At 53.9% G+C, this 17,990-nt stretch carries 15 protein-coding genes and 1 pseudogene; 5 read left to right on the plus strand and 11 right to left on the minus strand.

From position 1 onward, the window contains the following. Positions 1 to 144: 144 nt before the first annotated feature. From recC to rppH, 9 genes are all read right to left on the minus strand, one after another. A complete protein-coding gene (gene recC, locus IP582_RS20490) occupies positions 145 to 3,516 on the minus strand; it encodes an exodeoxyribonuclease V subunit gamma (protein WP_193794289.1) in 3,372 nt (1,123 codons plus the stop codon). Between the two features lie 12 nt (positions 3,517 to 3,528). Continuing rightward, a complete protein-coding gene (locus tag IP582_RS20495; protein ID WP_193794290.1) occupies positions 3,529 to 3,849 on the minus strand; it encodes a prepilin-type N-terminal cleavage/methylation domain-containing protein in 321 nt (106 codons plus the stop codon). Then, positions 3,834 to 4,241, minus strand: a complete 408-nt coding sequence (locus tag IP582_RS20500) for a DUF2509 family protein (protein ID WP_193794291.1) — start codon at positions 4,239 to 4,241, stop codon at positions 3,834 to 3,836. The genes IP582_RS20495 and IP582_RS20500 overlap by 16 nt, the downstream gene beginning before the upstream one ends. Then, on the minus strand, positions 4,238 to 4,801 hold the full coding sequence (locus IP582_RS20505) for a prepilin peptidase-dependent protein (RefSeq protein WP_193794292.1): 564 nt from the start codon (positions 4,799 to 4,801) through the stop codon (positions 4,238 to 4,240). The genes IP582_RS20500 and IP582_RS20505 overlap by 4 nt, the downstream gene beginning before the upstream one ends. Further along, a complete protein-coding gene (locus IP582_RS20510) occupies positions 4,795 to 5,259 on the minus strand; it encodes a prepilin peptidase-dependent protein (protein ID WP_193796322.1) in 465 nt (154 codons plus the stop codon). The genes IP582_RS20505 and IP582_RS20510 overlap by 7 nt, the downstream gene beginning before the upstream one ends. A 184-nt stretch (positions 5,260 to 5,443) precedes the next feature. After that, positions 5,444 to 6,238, minus strand: a complete 795-nt coding sequence (gene thyA / locus IP582_RS20515) for a thymidylate synthase (RefSeq protein WP_039077107.1) — start codon at positions 6,236 to 6,238, stop codon at positions 5,444 to 5,446. Between the two features lie 6 nt (positions 6,239 to 6,244). Continuing rightward, complete coding sequence (gene lgt / locus IP582_RS20520) at positions 6,245 to 7,120, minus strand: prolipoprotein diacylglyceryl transferase (protein WP_039077108.1); 876 nt, start codon at positions 7,118 to 7,120, stop codon at positions 6,245 to 6,247. A gap of 473 nt (positions 7,121 to 7,593) precedes the next feature. After that, positions 7,594 to 9,840 (minus strand): phosphoenolpyruvate--protein phosphotransferase, encoded by a 2,247-nt coding sequence (ptsP, locus tag IP582_RS20525; RefSeq protein WP_039077109.1) that lies wholly within the window; start codon positions 9,838 to 9,840, stop codon positions 7,594 to 7,596. A gap of 12 nt (positions 9,841 to 9,852) precedes the next feature. After that, on the minus strand, positions 9,853 to 10,383 hold the full coding sequence (gene rppH, locus IP582_RS20530; RefSeq protein WP_039077110.1) for an RNA pyrophosphohydrolase: 531 nt from the start codon (positions 10,381 to 10,383) through the stop codon (positions 9,853 to 9,855). Positions 10,384 to 10,835: 452 nt separating this feature from the next. Between rppH and IP582_RS25420 the strand changes: the two are divergent. The 5 genes and pseudogenes from IP582_RS25420 to IP582_RS20550 all read left to right on the plus strand — a co-directional run. Beyond that, positions 10,836 to 10,910 (plus strand): annotated as a pseudogene (locus IP582_RS25420) (hypothetical protein); the annotation flags it as partial. A 151-nt stretch (positions 10,911 to 11,061) separates the two neighbouring features. Next, positions 11,062 to 11,757, plus strand: a complete 696-nt coding sequence (gene mutH / locus IP582_RS20535; protein ID WP_193794293.1) for a DNA mismatch repair endonuclease MutH — start codon at positions 11,062 to 11,064, stop codon at positions 11,755 to 11,757. 61 nt (positions 11,758 to 11,818) lie between these two features. After that, positions 11,819 to 12,532: a TerC family protein gene (locus IP582_RS20540; protein ID WP_193794294.1), complete on the plus strand. Its 714-nt coding sequence runs from the start codon at positions 11,819 to 11,821 to the stop codon at positions 12,530 to 12,532. Between the two features lie 142 nt (positions 12,533 to 12,674). After that, a complete protein-coding gene (gene ygdR, locus IP582_RS20545; RefSeq protein WP_039077112.1) occupies positions 12,675 to 12,893 on the plus strand; it encodes a lipoprotein YgdR in 219 nt (72 codons plus the stop codon). Positions 12,894 to 13,026: 133 nt separating this feature from the next. Next, positions 13,027 to 14,067 (plus strand): NADP(H)-dependent aldo-keto reductase, encoded by a 1,041-nt coding sequence (locus tag IP582_RS20550; protein ID WP_039077113.1) that lies wholly within the window; start codon positions 13,027 to 13,029, stop codon positions 14,065 to 14,067. Between the two features lie 32 nt (positions 14,068 to 14,099). On the opposite strand, the gene lplT is transcribed toward IP582_RS20550, so the two are convergent. Together lplT and aas are read right to left on the minus strand one after the other, a co-directional pair. Further along, entirely contained in the window at positions 14,100 to 15,293 is a 1,194-nt protein-coding gene (lplT, locus tag IP582_RS20555; RefSeq protein ID WP_193794295.1) for a lysophospholipid transporter LplT, read from the minus strand. Next, the gene (gene aas / locus IP582_RS20560; RefSeq protein WP_193794296.1) at positions 15,286 to 17,445 is read right to left on the minus strand and encodes a bifunctional acyl-ACP--phospholipid O-acyltransferase/long-chain-fatty-acid--ACP ligase; all 2,160 of its coding nucleotides are present in this window, start codon (positions 17,443 to 17,445) and stop codon (positions 15,286 to 15,288) included. The genes lplT and aas overlap by 8 nt, the downstream gene beginning before the upstream one ends. Positions 17,446 to 17,990 lie beyond the last annotated feature (545 nt).

Here is a 17,990-nt window from a genome sequence, read left to right on the forward strand (position 1 = left end):
CATTAACAATCCCCTCGCTTTCCAGCCTTGCTGAAACTTTCGGGGCAAAACGTGCGTCGGCAGCATGCCGAACTCTTGGTATATCAGTCCGTGACCCGTCGCGCATAATAAAGGATGGTTCTTATTTGCGCAATTTTTATACTGTCATTTGGACTGATTAAATCGATACAGCGGTAACAAATAACGCTGCGAAAGTGTCGTTATCTGCAGGTAATGCTCAGGTGTAAGCGTTCTCCACAGCCTCTGATACCAGATATCTTCACCTTCTCCGGTTGAAAACATACCGCCTTCATAGGCTTGCAGGAATTTACTTTGCGCTTTTTGCAACGTTGTCTCATCCGATAACATGGCATCATTTGCCGCGTCGTAACAGGCTTTTATCCATGCGCCGCCACTTTCTGGTAGCAGCAACAGAGGTTTTGCCATCCCTTCGCGATAGCCTTCAATCATGAGCGCCAAATGTTGCAATGCGTCGTCCGGCTTCATCGCAGGGAAACGCCATTCGCCACCGCTGCGGACAAATAACCGACTTTCCCCAACGCCGCCACTGGCACAGTAGACAAGGTGTTCCAGCCAAAGTTGCAAACCCTGGGTGACGCTGAGTTTTGAGGGTCGCCAGCGTAGCAAGCCATCAGGCTGCACATGCGCCAGCCATCCGCTCAAATGCACACCCGCGCACTCCAAATCAACCTCCATGCTTTGACCGGGCTGGCGCTGCGCGATCACCCGGTCTGCCAGCTCCTGCATTTCAAGCTGCTGGGCTTCCCAGATAATCTCGCCAAACGCGCCATAGGGCAATGCTCCTGCCGCACGATAGTGACGAAAAAGCTTTTCAACGTCCTGTTGGTCCACCAGCGCATTGAGCAGTTCCTGGTTGAGCTGGTAGCGGCTTAACCCCTCCAGAATAAAAGGTTCGGCATCGGGGATATCGCTCTCTTCCGGACGGAAATTGACGCGCAGTCGCATCTGGAAGAAGGCGCGTACCGGGTGTGCCCAGAAACGCAACAGTTGCTCAAGCGTGAGCGATTCCAGCGCAAGCGGGGAAAGTTGCTGAATAAATTCAGGGTGCGCCGTGCCCTGTTGGCTTGCCGCGGGCAACCAGTCGCTGGCAAAACTTTGCCATTCGCCAGGGCGGAAATTGGCAGCATCAAACGGCATACGAGGATGCAGATAGCAAATATGTTCTTTAACGCGCTTTTCACTCTCATCGCAATTTAGCGCTTCATCACCCGGCAGGCAGTGGCTTTGCCCAATATAATCAAGTAACTCCTGAACCAGCACAGACGGAAAACGTTCGCTGTTATCCTGAATCGAGCGACCGATATAGCTGATGTAGAGTTTTTCCTGCGCGGAAATCAACGCCTCAAGGAACAGGTAGCGGTCATCATCACGACGGCTACGGTCGCCGCGTTGGGATTGATGGCTCATCAGGTCGAACCCCAGCGGTGCAAGGGTTCGCGGGTAGACGCCGTCATTCATACCCAACAGGCATACCACTTTAAAAGGGATAGAACGCATTGGCATCAGCGTACAGATATTCACCGGCCCGGCCAGAAAGCGCTGGCTGATGCGCTCCTGATCGAGACGCTGCGCCAGTTCGTCGCGCAAGACGGAAAGTGGGATATCTTCGCCGTATGCTGCATCAACACCCTGTGTAATTATCGCCTGCCACTGCTGTTCGATAAGCGCCAGCGCGGCTTCTGTGTCCTGATCGGGCAGGAAAAAGTCATTGAGCATCTCCCGACAGACCGGCAGCCACTCTTCAAGCGGACGCGCCTGCGCCAGTCCCTGCCGCCAGGTATTAAGCTGCATGAGCAAGGAAGCGAGATGACCGACCAGCTCAGCAATCAGCCCGCTGGATTCATCATAAGGCAGAATGGATTGCCATTCCCCCTGACGACTTTCCATCGCGTATCCCAGCAGCATGCGGGTTAAACCAAATTGCCAGGTATGTTGTCCGGTCGCCGGGAGTTCCAGTTCGCGGACATTATCGTCATCCATACCCCAGCGAATGCCCGACTCATTGACCCACTGGCGCAGGTAACGCAATCCCTCTTCATCAATATTGAAACGCGCCGCCAGCACGGGGACATCCAGCAGCGCCAGTACGTCTTCCGAAACAAAGCGGCTATCGGGTAACGACAGCAAACTAATAAATGCCTGTAGCGCCGGATGCGCCTGACGTGCACGGCGGTCAGAAATGGCGTAAGGAATGTAACGCTCACCCACAGCGCTACCAAAAACAGACTGGATATACGGACTGTAGCTGTCGATATCAGCCACCATGACCACAATGTCTCTTGGAGTCAGCGATGGATCGGCCTCCAGCATCGCCAGCAAATTGTCATGTAATACTTCCACTTCCCGCTGTGGGCTATGACAGATATGAACCGTCACACTACGGTCGTCGGGCTCAAGCAGGCGCTTTTTATCGCTGCGCTCGTACTCTTCGGCATTTACTCCTGCGACGGCGCTATTTTGCAGTTCCAACATGTCGTATTGCAGGTTCTGCAGAATGTGCCCCGGCGTAACATCGACAAACGCATCCAGGTCCTGGTAATTCTCCAACCCGGCAAGCAGGTGCACATAATCGCGCCCCAGTTTGCCCCATGAGGCAAGCAGTGGATTCGGTAAATTTTGCTCACCATCGCTGTTAAACAAGCCTTGTACAGCGCTCGCATCACGAAAAAGAGGAAGCGTTCGCTCGTCGCGATGATGTCGGCGCTGGCGGGTCAGCAGTTTGGCTAAAAATGCCGGATCTTTAATATCCCCCCAGTAGTAGCGGCAAGGGTTGGTAAAGAGCAGGTGTACATCGATATGCTTACCCAGCGCCTGTAACGCCTGTAGGTAGACTGGTGGCAGCGCTGAAATGCCACATATAAATACACGCGACGGTAACCCAGGCGGGCACTGCTCAGCCGATTCAAGCACATTGATAAAGCGCTGATAAAGATTGGCACGGTGCCAGTGCGGCTGTCCAAGCCCGGCTGTATGTTCCACCAGACGACGCCATAGCGGCGCCTGCCAGATTTGCGCCTCATCAAGGCCATCCACTTTTTTCCCGGCTTCCCACAGGGTGAGCCACTCCGGGCGATAGACAAGGTATTGGTCGAAAAGATCCGCAATACGGGAGGAAAGCTGAAATAGCTTGCGCTTGTCGTCGTCATCGCTCAGGTAGTGGCGCAGCATGGCAAACTCGTCCAGCTCCAGCATCTCTGGTAGCAGCGACATCAGTTTCCAGCTCATACTCTGTTTATTAAATGCACTCTCTTTTGGAATGTCCGGCAGGACACGCACAAACATATCCCAGATAAAACTGGCGGGGAGCGGAAAGTCGATATTGGCGGCAATGCCAAACTTCTGCGCCAGCGTCATTTGTAGCCATTGCGCCATACCCGTGCTCTGAACCAGCACCACTTCGGGTTCAAAAGGATCGCTGAGGTGATCGCGTTCAACGATAAACTCCATCAATGCTTCAAGCACATCCAAATGGTTGGAGTGATAAACCCTTAGCATACGTGCTCCTGACTACTGGCTGTTTGGGCAAAATGTTCGCGACATTTGCCCTTTTCTGCCCACTGGCGAAATGATAATAACCCTGATGCTGACACATCCCTGGTCGCTTGTCTGCTCCTTCTGTACCTGCCACCCTGCGGGTAGCGGCGGCGGATACATTTGCGCCTGCTGCCAGGCGTGGCGCCACAAAAGCCGGTACTGGCTCCATGCGTGAAAACCGGAGGCAAGCGCCCGATGATAGCCTCCCAGCGCGGTAACCACCATCACCAGCAAAACCATAGCCAGCAGCACTTCGGGCAGGCTAAATCCGCGCTGTCTTATGGAATCTGACATAGCGCCGTTTCCTTACGTGGGCAAAAATCACTCCAGCCGTGTGCGGAAAACACCACATTGTTACGCTCAATATGCCCGCCTCGCCATAAACGCTGTTTACCACTTCCCACGGTTAATAACACGGCCTGGTCAGTGAGCACACGCAGGCATGCCTGCCAGGGTTCTGTGGGGTGTTGCAGACATTGCAACGCGGGCTCCCTGTGCCAGGGGTGCCTTTGCGCCCACATCATCGCCGACTGCACCTGCGCATACTGGCGAAGGTGCTCGCTCTCCGAGCTCACCCTGCGTATATGGATCTTCAATTGCTGGTTTAGCCCATTAAGCATCAGGCTACCGAGTATGAGCATAAGCAGCACCAGTGCCAGTGAAGACATCCCGCGCTCACGGTTCACAAGTTAAAACCACTCACGCTAAAGGCAGCCGAAATATGTTGCGTATTCTGCTCTTTTATTTGGCCTGCAAGACTAATGGTAAAGACAGGCGCAAAGCCAGCGGTTTGCTGCCGGGTTACCGTAAACAGGGTGATATCTACCGTATTGGGATCCGTCATTTTATCCCAGCCCTTTCCCTCGCAGGATGTTGCGCCGCGCAAGGTTTCCAGCACGCCGTTTTGCAGACGAAACCCCGTCTGGTCGGCATCGCTGGCCGGCGATGTTTCCCATCGTCCGTTGCTGTTAGCATCCCATTGCACCACCACGCAACTTCCATTACGCCCGATCGTCAACGCTTGCCCCACACATTCACCGTTGCAATATCCGGCACGCTGAATGTGCCAGGCAACGGTATACAGGCGCTGCCAGAGTTCATCTTCAAGCATCTGATGACGAGTCTGTTGCAGCACAGCAAACTGTAACGCGGGAAGAAAGCGCGCCGCCGCCAGCAGAATAACGCTCCCTATCGCCATCGCCAGTAAGGTCTCCAGCAAGGAAAACCCCTGTTGCCGGTCTAACATGATTCGTCCGCCGCACGTTGACACATCCGTATCCTCCCCCAGCCCGACACCACGATCCGCCACTCACCCGCATCACTTGCGACCCGAATATGCCCTCCCCATGCCGTATTACGCAGGCCATAGAAACCTAATGAAGGTGTAATTTCCACGAGGTTAACCTCAGGCCATACTGGGTGCATAAGATACGGGGAATCGATCGAGCAGCCTGTTTGCAGCTCCTGGGTCTGCAGGCACCAGGCATCCTCAGAACGGGATGCCAGAATAAGCCGCTCTTGGTTATGCCAGTTGGCATCATCGCGCAGCATCTCCAGGAAATGCCGCACCTGTAACGCGGTTTGCCATAAGCGCTGCTGGGCCTGCCAGGTACGCCAGCCAGTAATCCCGATGCCGCTCAGAATAACGATCAGCGCCACCGCAACCATCGTCTCAATCAGAGTAAATCCATGTTCGTTTTTCATGGCGGCAGTCTGGCGCAGCATCGTCATAATGGCGAGCGGCCAGCGCCCGTTTTACGAGGAGTCACGAAACAAACTGGCGGGTTTGCAGCGGGTTACAAACGGTCTGGAAGATATGCCGAAGAATACGTAATGAGGATAAAAAAACCGGCGCTCTGTGGCGCCGGTTATGCGATGCTGCGTTCGGTCAGATAGCGACCGGGGCTTTAATCGCCGGGTGCGGATCGTATCCCTCGATTTCAAAATCATCGAAGCGGTAATCAAACAGCGATGCGGGCTTACGCTTGATTTTGAGCGTGGGCAGCGCACGCGGCTCGCGGCTCAGTTGCAGGCGTGTTTGCTCCAGGTGGTTGCTGTACAGGTGAGTATCGCCACCGGTCCAGACAAAATCCCCAGGTTCCAGGTCACACTGTTGCGCCATCATATGCACCAGTAATGCGTAGCTGGCGATATTAAAAGGCAGACCAAGGAAGATATCGCAAGAGCGCTGGTAGAGCTGGCAGGAGAGCTTGCCGTCCGCGACATAGAACTGGAAAAAAGCGTGGCACGGCGCCAGAGCCATTTTATCCAGTTCGCCCACGTTCCAGGCTGACACGATGATACGGCGCGAATCCGGATCGTTTTTCAACTGGTTCAGTACGGTCGAGATCTGGTCAATATGACGGCCATCCGGCGTTGGCCAGGCGCGCCACTGTTTGCCATAAACCGGCCCGAGGTTGCCCTGCTCATCAGCCCATTCATCCCAGATAGAGACCTTGTTCTCTTTCAGGTAAGCGATGTTGGTATCGCCCTGCAGGAACCACAGCAGCTCATGAATAATGGAGCGCAAATGGCAACGCTTGGTGGTCACCAGCGGAAAACCGTCCTGCAGATTAAAGCGCATCTGATGGCCAAAAATAGAGAGCGTGCCCGTCCCTGTACGGTCGTTTTTCGGGGTGCCCTCATTGAGCACCTTTTGCATCAGTTCTAAATACTGTTTCATGGTTCCTCAGGAAACGTGTTGCGGCGCACGACGACGATACGCCCAAACCATCATGATAATACCCGCAACAATCATCGGGATGGAGAGGATCTGCCCCATGCTGATGTATTGCACCCACGTCCCCGTAAATTGTGCATCCGGCTGGCGGAAGAACTCAACGATGATACGGAACGCGCCATAGCCAATCAGGAACAGGCCTGACACAGCCCCCATCGGGCGAGGTTTGCGGATATAGAGATTCAGGATAATGAATAACACGATGCCTTCCAGCACCAGCTCATACAACTGGGAAGGATGACGAGGCAGAACGCCGTAAGTGTCAAAAATGGATTGCCACTGCGGATGAGACGGCAGTAATGCGGCATCTTCTGCGCGCGATCCCGGGAAGAGCATTGCCAGCGGGAAGCTCGGATCGACACGCCCCCACAGTTCGCCGTTGATAAAGTTACCCAGACGTCCGGCACCCAGACCAAAAGGAATCAGCGGGGCAATAAAATCTGCAACCTGGAAAAAGTTACGTTTGGTGCGTTTGGCAAAGACGATCATCACGACGATAACGCCGATCAAGCCGCCGTGGAAAGACATGCCGCCGTCCCAGACGCGGAACAAATACAGCGGATCGTTGAGGAAGATCGGGAAGTTGTAGAACAGAACGTAGCCAATACGCCCGCCCAGGAACACCCCAAGAAAGCCTGCGTAGAGCAGATTTTCAACTTCATTTTTCGTCCAGCCACTGCCAGGACGGCCAGCACGACGGGTTGCGAGCCACATGGCAAAGACAAAGCCAACAAGGTACATCAACCCGTACCAGTGAAGAGAAACCGGCCCAATGGAAAAAATTACTGGATCAAATTCAGGAAAACGCAGATAGCCACTATTCATCTGTCACCACAACATGTTGTTATTCCGCCGAAAGTGGACAGCGGTATAGATGCGCGCCCGTTCTGGCGGGCGCTCCAAAGGCGCGAATGATAGCATAAGGAGGTCAGGCTGGATGCGGCGAAGTTGTAAAAGATATGTATACCCGTCATCCTTTACGCCGCAGGTGCGTTGGCTTCCCCAGCGCGCCCCGGTCACATAGTTATCTATGCTCCCGGGAACTTGCTGGCTTGCCGCCTTCCTGCAACGCAAATGATTTAGGGTATTACCCGCCATCCTTCACGCCGCAGGTGCGTTGGCTTCCCCAGCGCGCCCCGGTCACATAGTTATCTATGCTCCCGGGAACTTGCTGGCTTGCCGCCTTCCTGCAACGCAAATGATTTAGGGTATTACCCGCCATCCTTCACGCCGCAGGTGCGTTGGCTTCCCCAGCGCGCCCCGGTCACAGAGTTGTCTGTACTCCCGGGAACTTGCCTCTACAACCCACCGCGAATAAGTCCACCCAGACCGCGTCGCTCCATAAATGCCGCGACCTGATGTCGTACTTCGGTTGCCAGTTGCGCCTCAAGCGTACGGTTGGCCAGCGTTTGCGCCTCAGCAAAATCAATACGTCGTAGCAGATATTTAATACGCGCTACCGACTTACCGTTCATCGACAGATGGCTAAAGCCAAGGCCAATCAGCACCGCCACACACATGGGATCTCCCGCCATTTCACCGCACAGACGCAGATCGACGCCCGCCTGTTCGGCTTCTCTGGCAATCATCGCCAGCGCGCGCAACACGGCAGGATGCAGACTGTCATACATACTGGCCACACGCGTATTGTTACGATCGACCGCCAGAATATACTGAGTAAGGTCATTGGTGCCGATAGAGATAAAGTCGACCCGATTCGCCAGGTGCGAGAGCATAAACACCATTGACGGCACTTCAATCATCACGCCAATACGCGGTTTCGGAATGGCGTAACCAATCATCTCTTCGACTTCACGCCCGGCACGTTCAATCAGCCGTTTTGCTTCATCCACCTCATCAATGCTGGTGATCATCGGCAGCAGGATGCTGAGATTTCCGGTGGCCGCATTCGCACGCAGCATTGCGCGCACTTGCACAAGGAAGATTTCCGGCTGATCGAGTGTAATCCGGATGCCACGCCAGCCCAGGCACGGGTTCTCTTCGCTTATCGGCATATACGGCAACTGTTTATCCGCGCCGATATCCAGCGTACGCAGGGTCACCGGCTTATCGTTAAACATCTGCAGCATGCCCTGATACTGCGCGACCTGCTCTTCCTCCGACGGGAAACCACTTTGCAACATGAAGGGAATTTCGGTGCGATAAAGCCCGATGCCATCAATACGACTACCGAGCTTCTCTTCATGCTCCGGACTGAGCCCCGCGTTGAGCATCACTCTGATGCGCTCACCGCTTTTAAGCTGCGCGGCGAGGTTCACATCATCTTCGGCAAGTCGGGTTAATTCATTCTCTTCGGTGATAAGTCGCTGGTATTCCTGCAACAGAACGGGCTCTGGATCCACCAGCAGCTCACCGCGATAGCCGTCCACCACCAGCGTGCGACGATGCAGCACAGAAGGCTGAATATCCGCCCCCATAACCGTCGGGATCCCGAGCGCACGAACCATGATTGCCGCATGGGAGTTGGATGCGCCATCGCGCACCACGACACCCGCGAGCCTGTCATGCGGAAGCTCCGCCAGCGTTGTCGCAGATAATTCATCGGCAACAAGAATAAAGCGTTCCGGCCAGGTATTGGGGCCCTGAATATTATCATCGAGATGGAACAGTAAGCGCTGGCCGAGCGTGCGTAAATCGCCAGAGCGTTCTTTCAGATAACCGTCACTCAATGCCGCAAACTGCTCGGCGAATCGTTCAATGACCGTTTTGACCGCCCATTCAGCGACCAGACCTTTATCTACCTCGGCAAACAGTTCACGACGCAGACGCGCATCGGAAAGCAGATGCGAGTAAAGATCGAAAATCGCCGCCGTCTCTTTTTGCGCCCCCGCAGAAAAGCGCTTGCTATAACGACGAAACTCCCCCGCCGCCTCTTCCAGCGCGCTGGTCAGCCTTTCACGCTCAAGCGTTGTGTTGAGGGTCGAGGCTTCATAAACCTGTTCCATCAACGGCAACGTTTCATCCATCCAGCCTTCGGCAATGGCCACGCCGGATGACGCAGGAAGCGCGCGAATACGCGTCTGGCGATACTGACCAAACAGCGCTGTTAGCTGCGACTGAGAGAGAATGGCTGCCATTTGAGTGGCCAGCGTAACCAGGAAGGACTCTTCGCTTTCATCGTACTGGCGCAATTCACGTTGCTGAACAACCAGAACACCGAGAAGCTGACGACGCTGAATAATCGGCACGCCGAGAAAAGCGCGAAAACGCTCTTCTTTTACGGCAGGGATGTATTTAAAACTGGGGTGTTTTTGCGCATCAGCAAGGTTAATAGGTTCCGCCAGCCTGCCTACCAGGCCGACGATACCTTGATCAAATGCGAGAGTGACCGTACGCCCGCGCGGCTTTTTTAAACCGCGAGTCGCCATTAAGTAATAACAACGCCGGTCATGGTCTGCGAGGTAGACGGAGCAAACTTCCGTCTCCATCGCCTCGCAAATATCTGTGACCAGTATTTCCAGCGCTTCGTTCAGTCGCGGCGCGCTGGCAACTTTTTCAACGATTTCTCGCAAGCGGGTGAGCATAATGTGCGTGGCTTAACCTCTTTTACGTCGCCAGGCAGGTGCGCTTTGTGGCTTAGGCGGAATCTCCTGAAGCGCCATCACGGCCCCTGCAAACTCTTTCATCACCCGTCGGTAGACATCGCGTTTGAACGACACTACCTGACGAACAGGATACCAGTAGCTCACCCAGCGCCAGCCATCAAACTCAGGGGTACTACTGGTTTGCATATTGACATCAGCATCACTGCTGACCAATTGCAGAAGAAACCATTTTTGTTTCTGGCCGATACAGACCGGCTTTGTATCCCAACGCACCAAACGTTTCGGTAACTTGTAACGCAACCAGTTACGGGTAGAAGCAAGGATTCGAACATCTTTACGATTTAAGCCCACTTCCTCGAACAGCTCTCTGAACATCGCCTGCTCCGGAGACTCGCCTGGGTTGATTCCCCCCTGGGGAAACTGCCAGGAGTGCTGCCCGAAGCGTCTGGCCCACATGACCTGGCCCTGTCGATTACAGATTACGATACCCACATTTGGGCGGTAGCCATCGTCATCAATCACCGGACTACCTCAAAATAAACCTGAATTAATCGATTGTTTCACACTCGTGGAAAACGGTAAACCACTCAATTACGACGGAACAAACGGATAACATTTGAATAACTCACAATTATCGGCAAAGTTATAAACAGACGCCCCCTCACCTTCCCGGTTTTATTCACCTTTTCTGTGGATAGACTTGTGAAGAACCGGAGATTTAACATTGGAAAACCCGGAGTAGTCTGAATATGCTAACAATCAACCCAGTGAATAATTACCTTAAATTCATTGAGTTAATAGCTTTATTTCTGTATTTGCATCACATAATGTGATGATCGTCACTATAGTGATCCTTGTGCTGATGAAAGATCGAGCAACGTCGTTTTTATCCACAGATTATGCCAATAACTTAGGCACATTTTGTGCAGAAATTCGATTTTCGTCGCACGTCAAGGCTGTAAATCGAAACAGTAGTGACACTTTTACCCAGTTATCCCATTTTTCTGTGGATAACATGGTGTAAGATCCTGTTCATTGTCAGTGACCAGATTTGAACAACCGCATAGCGAGTTGCGCAACACCACCTTTTTCACGGAAAATTATCTTATGAATCAGTCCTTTTATCAGGACAGGTGGAAAAAGATCGCAGCCATCGACGATGTGCATAATTGCAGTTCATTTTTTAATCAAGGTTTTAGCATGTCCGCCATACGACCTTTACTCTCGTCTCCTGAGTCTGAAATTCAGTTGCTTACCCAGGCGCAACATCTCGCAGGCTACACCCTGGGCGAACTTGCCCGGCTTGCCGGATTGCCCATTCCTCGCGATCTGAAACGCGATAAAGGCTGGACGGGAATCCTGCTGGAGCAGTGGCTCGGCGCCAGTGCAGGCAGTAAACCGGAGCAGGATTTCGCAGCGCTGGGCGTAGAGCTGAAAACGATCCCCATCGATAGCGCGGGCCGGCCGCTGGAGACGACATTTGTCTGCGTCGCCCCGCTAACAGGCAATACAGGGGTGGTGTGGGAAACCAGCCATGTACGTCATAAATTGCGCCGCGTGTTATGGATCCCCATTGAAGGTTCGCGCGACATTCCCCTTGCCGAGCGCCGCGTAGGCTCGCCGCTGCTCTGGAGTCCCAGTGAAGAGGAAGAAGCCCAGTTGCGCATGGACTGGGAAGAGTTGATGGACTTGATTGTGCTTGGCCAGGTTGAGCGTATTACAGCGCGTCACGGCGAGGTATTGCAGTTGCGCCCGAAAGCGGCAAACAGCAAAGCGCTGACCGAAGCCGTCGGCGCACATGGAGAACCTATCCTGACGCTGCCGCGTGGTTTCTATCTGAAAAAGAACTTCACCGGCGCGTTACTCGCCCGACATTTCCTGGTGCCAGGGGATTAACTTTTACCTCCGCGCGGCTGGCGCTTATAATCAGCCTTTCTTTTTTGGCAGGACTTTATAGATGTTATTTGCATGGATTACCGATCCCAATGCCTGGCTTGCCCTTGGCACGCTAACGCTGTTGGAGATTGTGCTTGGGATCGACAATATTATTTTCCTCTCACTGGTTGTGGCGAAGCTGCCCACCGCGCAGCGTAACCACGCCCGAAGGCTCGGTCTGGCTGCCGCGATGGTCATGCGATTGCTGCTGCTGGCCTCAATCGCCTGGCTGACAAAACTGACCACCCCGCTGTTTAGCGTATTGGATCATGCGGTATCAGCGCGCGATCTGATCCTGTTTTGTGGCGGTGTGTTCCTAATCTGGAAAGCCAGTAAAGAGGTCCACGAAACGATCGAAGGTGATGAAGAGGATCTGAAAACCAATGTCCACTCGTTCCTCGGTGCAATCGTACAGATTATGCTGCTGGACATTATTTTCAGTCTCGATTCCGTCATTACTGCGGTTGGCCTGTCCGACCATCTGTTTATTATGATGGCGGCAGTGGTAATTTCGGTTGGCGTGATGATGTTTGCCGCACGCCCTATCGGTGAGTTTGTGAATCGCCATCCTTCGGTGAAAATGCTGGCGTTATCCTTCCTGATTCTGGTGGGCTTTACTCTGATTCTGGAAAGCGTCTCGATTCATGTACCGAAAGGGTATATCTACTTCGCGATGTTCTTCTCTATCACAGTTGAGACGCTCAACTTGATGCGCGGTAAGAAAAACCCGTCGTAATACAAGGCTTCCCCGCAAGGGGAAGCTATTTTCCCCGTCTTTTTGTCCCTGCCCACACTTTAAGATTTTCCCCCTTTTTTGCACTGATACATCAGGTTATTACTAGACTGATGTGAGACACGAGCCAAATGAGGACAGAACGATGAAAAAATGGGCAGTGATTATCTCTGCAGTTGGATTGGCATTTGCAGTTTCAGGTTGTAGTAGTGATTACGTTATGGCAACCAAAGATGGCAGGATGATCCTGACTGACGGTAAGCCAGAAATTGACGATGAAACCGGCCTGGTTAGTTACCATGACCAGCAAGGCAATAAGATGCAGATCAACCGTGATGATGTTTCTCAGATCCTCGAGCGCTAAAAATCTTTAAAAAGGTCAGTAACCTGCTGACCTTTTTTGGTCTCCCCTCTTTCCCTTTGTTCTGCCCTCTGCCATGTTTATATTCCTTTGTCAGGACAACTGACGCAGTGAAGTAAGTTAAAGGAAGCCGGCTATGCATTATCACCGTATCCCCCACAGTTCACTTGAAATAAGTACCCTGGGGCTGGGCACAATGACGTTTGGTGAACAGAACAGCGAAGCCGACGCCCACGCACAGCTTGATTACGCCATCAGCCAGGGGATCAACCTGATTGATGTCGCAGAGATGTATCCCGTCCCACCACGCCCGGAAACACAAGGGCTGACGGAGACCTATGTCGGTAACTGGCTGGCGAAGCGCGGCAATCGTGAGAAAGTGGTCCTCGCCTCGAAGGTTAGCGGCCCCTCGCGCAATAATGACAATAGCATTCGACCAAACCAGGCGCTGGATCGTAAAAATATCCGCCTCGCGCTTGAAGCCAGCCTGAAACGTCTGCAAACCGATCATCTCGATCTCTATCAGGTGCACTGGCCGCAGCGCCCTACCAACTGTTTTGGTACGCTGGGCTATAAGTGGACGGAATCTGCCCCTGTCGTCACGCTACTGGAAACGCTGGAGGCGCTGACCGAGTTCCAGCGCGCGGGCAAAATTCGCTATATCGGCGTGTCGAATGAAACGGCCTTTGGCGTGATGCGCTATCTGCAACTGGCGGAAAAACACGAATTACCGCGCATCGTCACCATTCAAAACCCCTACAGCCTGCTTAACCGTAGCTATGAAGTGGGTCTGGCTGAGGTGACGCAATATGAAGGGGTTGAGCTGCTGGCTTACTCCTGCCTGGCGTTCGGCACCCTCACCGGGAAATACCTGAACGGTGCAAAACCCGCAGGTGCCCGCAACACCCTGTTCAGCCGCTTTACCCGTTACAGTGGCGAGCAGGCGCAAAAAGCGGTTGCTGCCTACGTCGATATCGCCAAACGCCACAATCTGGATCCGGCGCAGATGGCGCTGGCATTTGTGCGTCGTCAGCCGTTCGTTGCCAGCACCCTTCTGGGCGCAACAACAATGGAACAGCTAAAAACGAATGTGGAAAGTCTGCATCTTACGCTCAGCGAAGAGGTGCTCGCCGAAATTGAAGCGGTGCATCAGGTCTATACCTACCCGGCACCCTAATATGAATCAGGCCGGGTAACCCGGCCTGTCTCTTAGCGGCGGCGTTGCCAAATCCACAGTGCCGCGATTGCCAGCGCAAACAGTACGCCGAACCCGACACCGACACCAACCACCGGCACACCTACTTTGACCGCCAGGGAGTAGAGTCCCAGCATCAACAGCATGGCGGTGTTCTCGCCGAGATTCTGTACCGCAATAGCGTTTCCTGCGCCAACAGAACGCTTACCCCGCTCCTGCAACAGCGCATTAAGTGGCACCACGAAAAAACCACCCAGCATGCCGATAAGCATTAAGATTCCATAAGCCGGAAGTACTGCATGTTGTAACGAAAAGAAGGTTACTGCCACGCCAATCAAAATCCCGGCGGGCATACAACGCGCCACCGTCTCAAGTGTAACCAGTTTTGCGGCAAGCCCGGCCCCTACCACAATGCCCACTGCCACCATGGCATTGAGATAGGTCGGCGTGGCATTATCCGTAATGCCCAGCGCAACGGGCACCCACAGTACCAGCAGAAAACGCAGCGTTACGCCCGCGCCCCAAAACAGGCTGGTACCAACCAGTGAAAAACGCGTCTCACCATTGCGCCACAGTAATGAACAGGCAGAGAAAAAACTGCGCGTCATCGGGGTGAAACGCCAGGACTGCCCCGGACGCGCAGCCGACAGGCGTGGAATCATCAGGTTTGCCGCCACCGCGCCTGCATAGACCAGCGCACAGACGCCCAGCGAAGCCAGCACGTGCCAGTCAGCCAGAATACCGCCCGCCATGGAACCCAACAGGATCGCGGCAATCGTTGAGGACTCCATCAGCCCGTTCGCTTTGACCAGTTTGTCGCCGGTTGTCAGTTCACCCAGGATACCGTATTTCGCCGGGGAATAGGCCGCCGCTCCCACGCCCACCAGCGTATAGCCGATGAAAGGATTGATGCCGATGCAAATGCTGGCCGCCCCCAACAGCTTGAGTCCGTTGGCGACCATCATCACGCGCCCTTTGGGGAAGCTATCGGCGATCTGCCCGACAAAGGGGGCAAAAAGGATGTAAGCGCCCACAAACACCATCTGCAGGATCGGTTGACTCCAGTCGGGGTAGAACTCCGCTTTCAACAGCGCCAGGGTGGCAAACAGCAGCGCATTATCACCAAAGGCCGACAGGAATTGGGCGACAATGACCGCTTTCATCCCCTTCGACCACAGTGAAGTGTTAGTGGGTACTGACTCATGCATTTTGGGTTTCCGCCTCTTCAACCATGCCTTTTAACGTCACAAAGTCAGGCTTCCCGCTGCCCAGTAACGGCAACTGTTTGAGGAAGCGTATATCGCGCGGAACCGCCAGTTCCGGCACGCCTTGCGCACGCGCCTGCTGCTGGAGTTTCTCGCGCGTCAGTTGTTCATCGGTGGTGAACAGGACCAGCGCCTCGCCTTTGCTGGCGTCGGATTTGATCGCCGTGGCATGCATCTTCTCAGGCGATACCGCCAGCGCCAGTTGCTCCACCATCTCCAGCGAAATCATCTCACCGGCAATTTTGGCAAAGCGTTTGGCACGACCCTGAATCTGCACGAAGCCTTGCTCATCAAAGCGCACAATATCGCCCGTGTCATACCAGCCGCTTTCCAGCTCACCCTGGGCATTTTCTGCCGCAGGCGCTTCCAGCACGCCGGGTTTCTCCACGCGCAGATAACCGTTCATGATGTTCGGTCCTTTCAGTTGCAGCCGGCCACCGTCATCAATACCCGGCACTTCAAGCAGGCGCGCGTCCATACCGGGCAGAATACGCCCAACGGTACCGGGCTTCGCCGCCATCGGCACGTTGATTGACACCACTGGCGCGCACTCTGTTACCCCGTAGCCCTCCAGAATGCGCAGACCAAATTTGTCCTGCCAAAGCTGACGGGTGCTGTCCTGGAGCTTTTCAGCCCCTGCTACCACATAACGCAGGCGGAAAAAGTCATACGGATTGGCGAAGCGGGCGTAATTCCCCAGGAATGTCGATGTGCCGAACAGCACGGTACAGTTCCGGTCGTACACCAGCTCCGGCACAATGCGATAGTGCAGCGGGCTTGGGTAGAGGAACACTTCTGCCCCGGTCAACAGCGGCGTAAACAGCCCCACTGTCAGACCAAAAGAGTGGAACAGCGGCAGCGCCGACATAAAGCGATCATTGGCGGTGAAATCGGCAATGGTGCGGATTTGCTCGACGTTCGCCAGAATACTTTTATGACTGTGGACAACCCCCTTCGGATTGCCCTCAGAACCGGAGGTAAAGAGTATGATCGCCGCATCTTCGGGTTTTTGCGGCACCTGCGCCAGACGTGGCATCAGCACGCGGCTAAAGATCCACAGCTTATCTTCCAGCGTGACACTGCCTTTTAAATCTTCCAGATAGACCCAACGCACCTGGGTTAGCTGTTCCGGCAGATGCCAGAGCTTCCCTTTGTCCATAAAGGTACGCGAGGTAAATACCGTTTTGATTTCCGCCGCGGTAATGGCGCTGGTCAGCCCTTTAACACCGGCGGTGTAGTTCATCATCGCCGGAATGCGCCCACGGGCGATGGCGCCAAAAATCACCGCGGCGCTGATACCGGCGTTCGGCAACATCAGGCCGATTTTCTCGCCCTGTGCCGTGTATTTGTCGAGAATACGGGCGACAAACAGTGTCTTGGTCAGCAACTTACGGTAAGTGTCCGGGGTGAAATTAATGTCTTCTACGCAGTGCTTGCCTGCGCCGTAACGATATTGTGCGGCAAGGAAGGCGTCGAATAAGGTTTCGCGCGGACGCACCGCCATGCGGGCTTCCATCATAATCTGATGCAGCATCTCACCGGCAATCTTACGGCGGTCGCGGGCGCGCGGCGCTTCCGGCATTGGCAGTTGCGTTGGCGGCAGAACATGCAGATGAATCTGTGGGAATAACCGCTGTTTAACCAGCCCTTTCAGGCGGCTGAAAAAGGTCAGCTCCGCCCCTTCTATACGCAGCGGTACGACGGTTGCCGCCGACTTCGCCGCCACAAATCCCGCACCATCGTAGATTTTCATCAGCGAGCCGGATACCGAAATGCGCCCTTCCGGGAAAATCACTACCGGACGCCCTTCGCCAATCAGGCGGACAAGGTGTTTGACGGACATCGGCTTCGTCGGATCCAGCGGCACAAAATCGATGATCGGTTTCAGCCAGCGCATGTACCACTGCTGGCTGATGGAGGTATAAACCGCAAAGACCGGGCGAACAGGAAGAAAGAGCGCCAGCAAAATCCCATCTATAAAGGAGACATGGTTGGGGACAATCAGCACGCGCTCGCCGTGCAACGCCTGTGTATTGCCCGTGAGTCGCACACGGAACAGGACGCGAAAGAGGCCACGAAAAAAGCCAAATAACATTTCAACTCCTTTTGTTAGTCAATTCGACAGGTTATGAATAAATTGTGGCAGATTACACGAGAAGTGGGGGGCGGCGAAATGCGGGCGAAAAAAAACCTGCGCATCCGCGCAGGTTGGTGCAAGAAATTAAGTACGAAATGCGTACCGAAATAATCACCAATCAATACCTCTGGGATCTTGATTGTGACTGGCGGCGCGTTAGCTCGCCAGCAGTAAAAAGCAAGCGAATGAGCCTAAGTGCAACGAGGTGTTTCTAATCATCCAGCTTGTTACACATTGACTTAATGGCAAAAAAAACCTGCACATCTGCGCAGGTTGGTGCAATTCAAGTGTTCAACCCTCAGGTTGACTTCACCTATCAATACCTCTGGGATTGCTACTGTAGCAATCCGGCCAAATGCTTCTCCAGCAGACAATAGAAACAGCCTTTCGCAAAGTGTAACTAAAGGTTCGAACTGTATATTTCCGGATATATTTTCCATGTAACGTTTTCACGTCATTTCACCGCGTCAGTTCACGTTTGCGGAAAGTGCTCTGGCGACAAC

The organism is Citrobacter sp. BDA59-3, assembly GCF_015167655.1.
Taxonomy (GTDB): domain Bacteria; phylum Pseudomonadota; class Gammaproteobacteria; order Enterobacterales; family Enterobacteriaceae; genus Phytobacter; species Phytobacter diazotrophicus.

What these genes read in the sequence shown, in the direction of transcription:
- IP582_RS20540 (WP_193794294.1), top strand. Translation starts at nt 11,819, where the DNA reads ATGTTATTTGCATGGATTACCGATCCCAATGCCTGGCTTGCCCTTGGC.
- recC (WP_193794289.1), bottom strand. Translation starts at nt 3,516, where the DNA reads ATGCTAAGGGTTTATCACTCCAACCATTTGGATGTGCTTGAAGCATTG.
- lplT (WP_193794295.1), bottom strand. Translation starts at nt 15,293, where the DNA reads ATGCATGAGTCAGTACCCACTAACACTTCACTGTGGTCGAAGGGGATG.
- lgt (WP_039077108.1), bottom strand. Translation starts at nt 7,120, where the DNA reads ATGAATAGTGGCTATCTGCGTTTTCCTGAATTTGATCCAGTAATTTTT.
- thyA (WP_039077107.1), bottom strand. Translation starts at nt 6,238, where the DNA reads ATGAAACAGTATTTAGAACTGATGCAAAAGGTGCTCAATGAGGGCACC.
- IP582_RS20510 (WP_193796322.1), bottom strand. Translation starts at nt 5,259, where the DNA reads ATGAAAAACGAACATGGATTTACTCTGATTGAGACGATGGTTGCGGTG.
- IP582_RS20495 (WP_193794290.1), bottom strand. Translation starts at nt 3,849, where the DNA reads ATGTCAGATTCCATAAGACAGCGCGGATTTAGCCTGCCCGAAGTGCTG.
- ptsP (WP_039077109.1), bottom strand. Translation starts at nt 9,840, where the DNA reads ATGCTCACCCGCTTGCGAGAAATCGTTGAAAAAGTTGCCAGCGCGCCG.
- IP582_RS20505 (WP_193794292.1), bottom strand. Translation starts at nt 4,801, where the DNA reads ATGTTAGACCGGCAACAGGGGTTTTCCTTGCTGGAGACCTTACTGGCG.
- ygdR (WP_039077112.1), top strand. Translation starts at nt 12,675, where the DNA reads ATGAAAAAATGGGCAGTGATTATCTCTGCAGTTGGATTGGCATTTGCA.
- mutH (WP_193794293.1), top strand. Translation starts at nt 11,062, where the DNA reads ATGTCCGCCATACGACCTTTACTCTCGTCTCCTGAGTCTGAAATTCAG.
- IP582_RS20550 (WP_039077113.1), top strand. Translation starts at nt 13,027, where the DNA reads ATGCATTATCACCGTATCCCCCACAGTTCACTTGAAATAAGTACCCTG.
- aas (WP_193794296.1), bottom strand. Translation starts at nt 17,445, where the DNA reads ATGTTATTTGGCTTTTTTCGTGGCCTCTTTCGCGTCCTGTTCCGTGTG.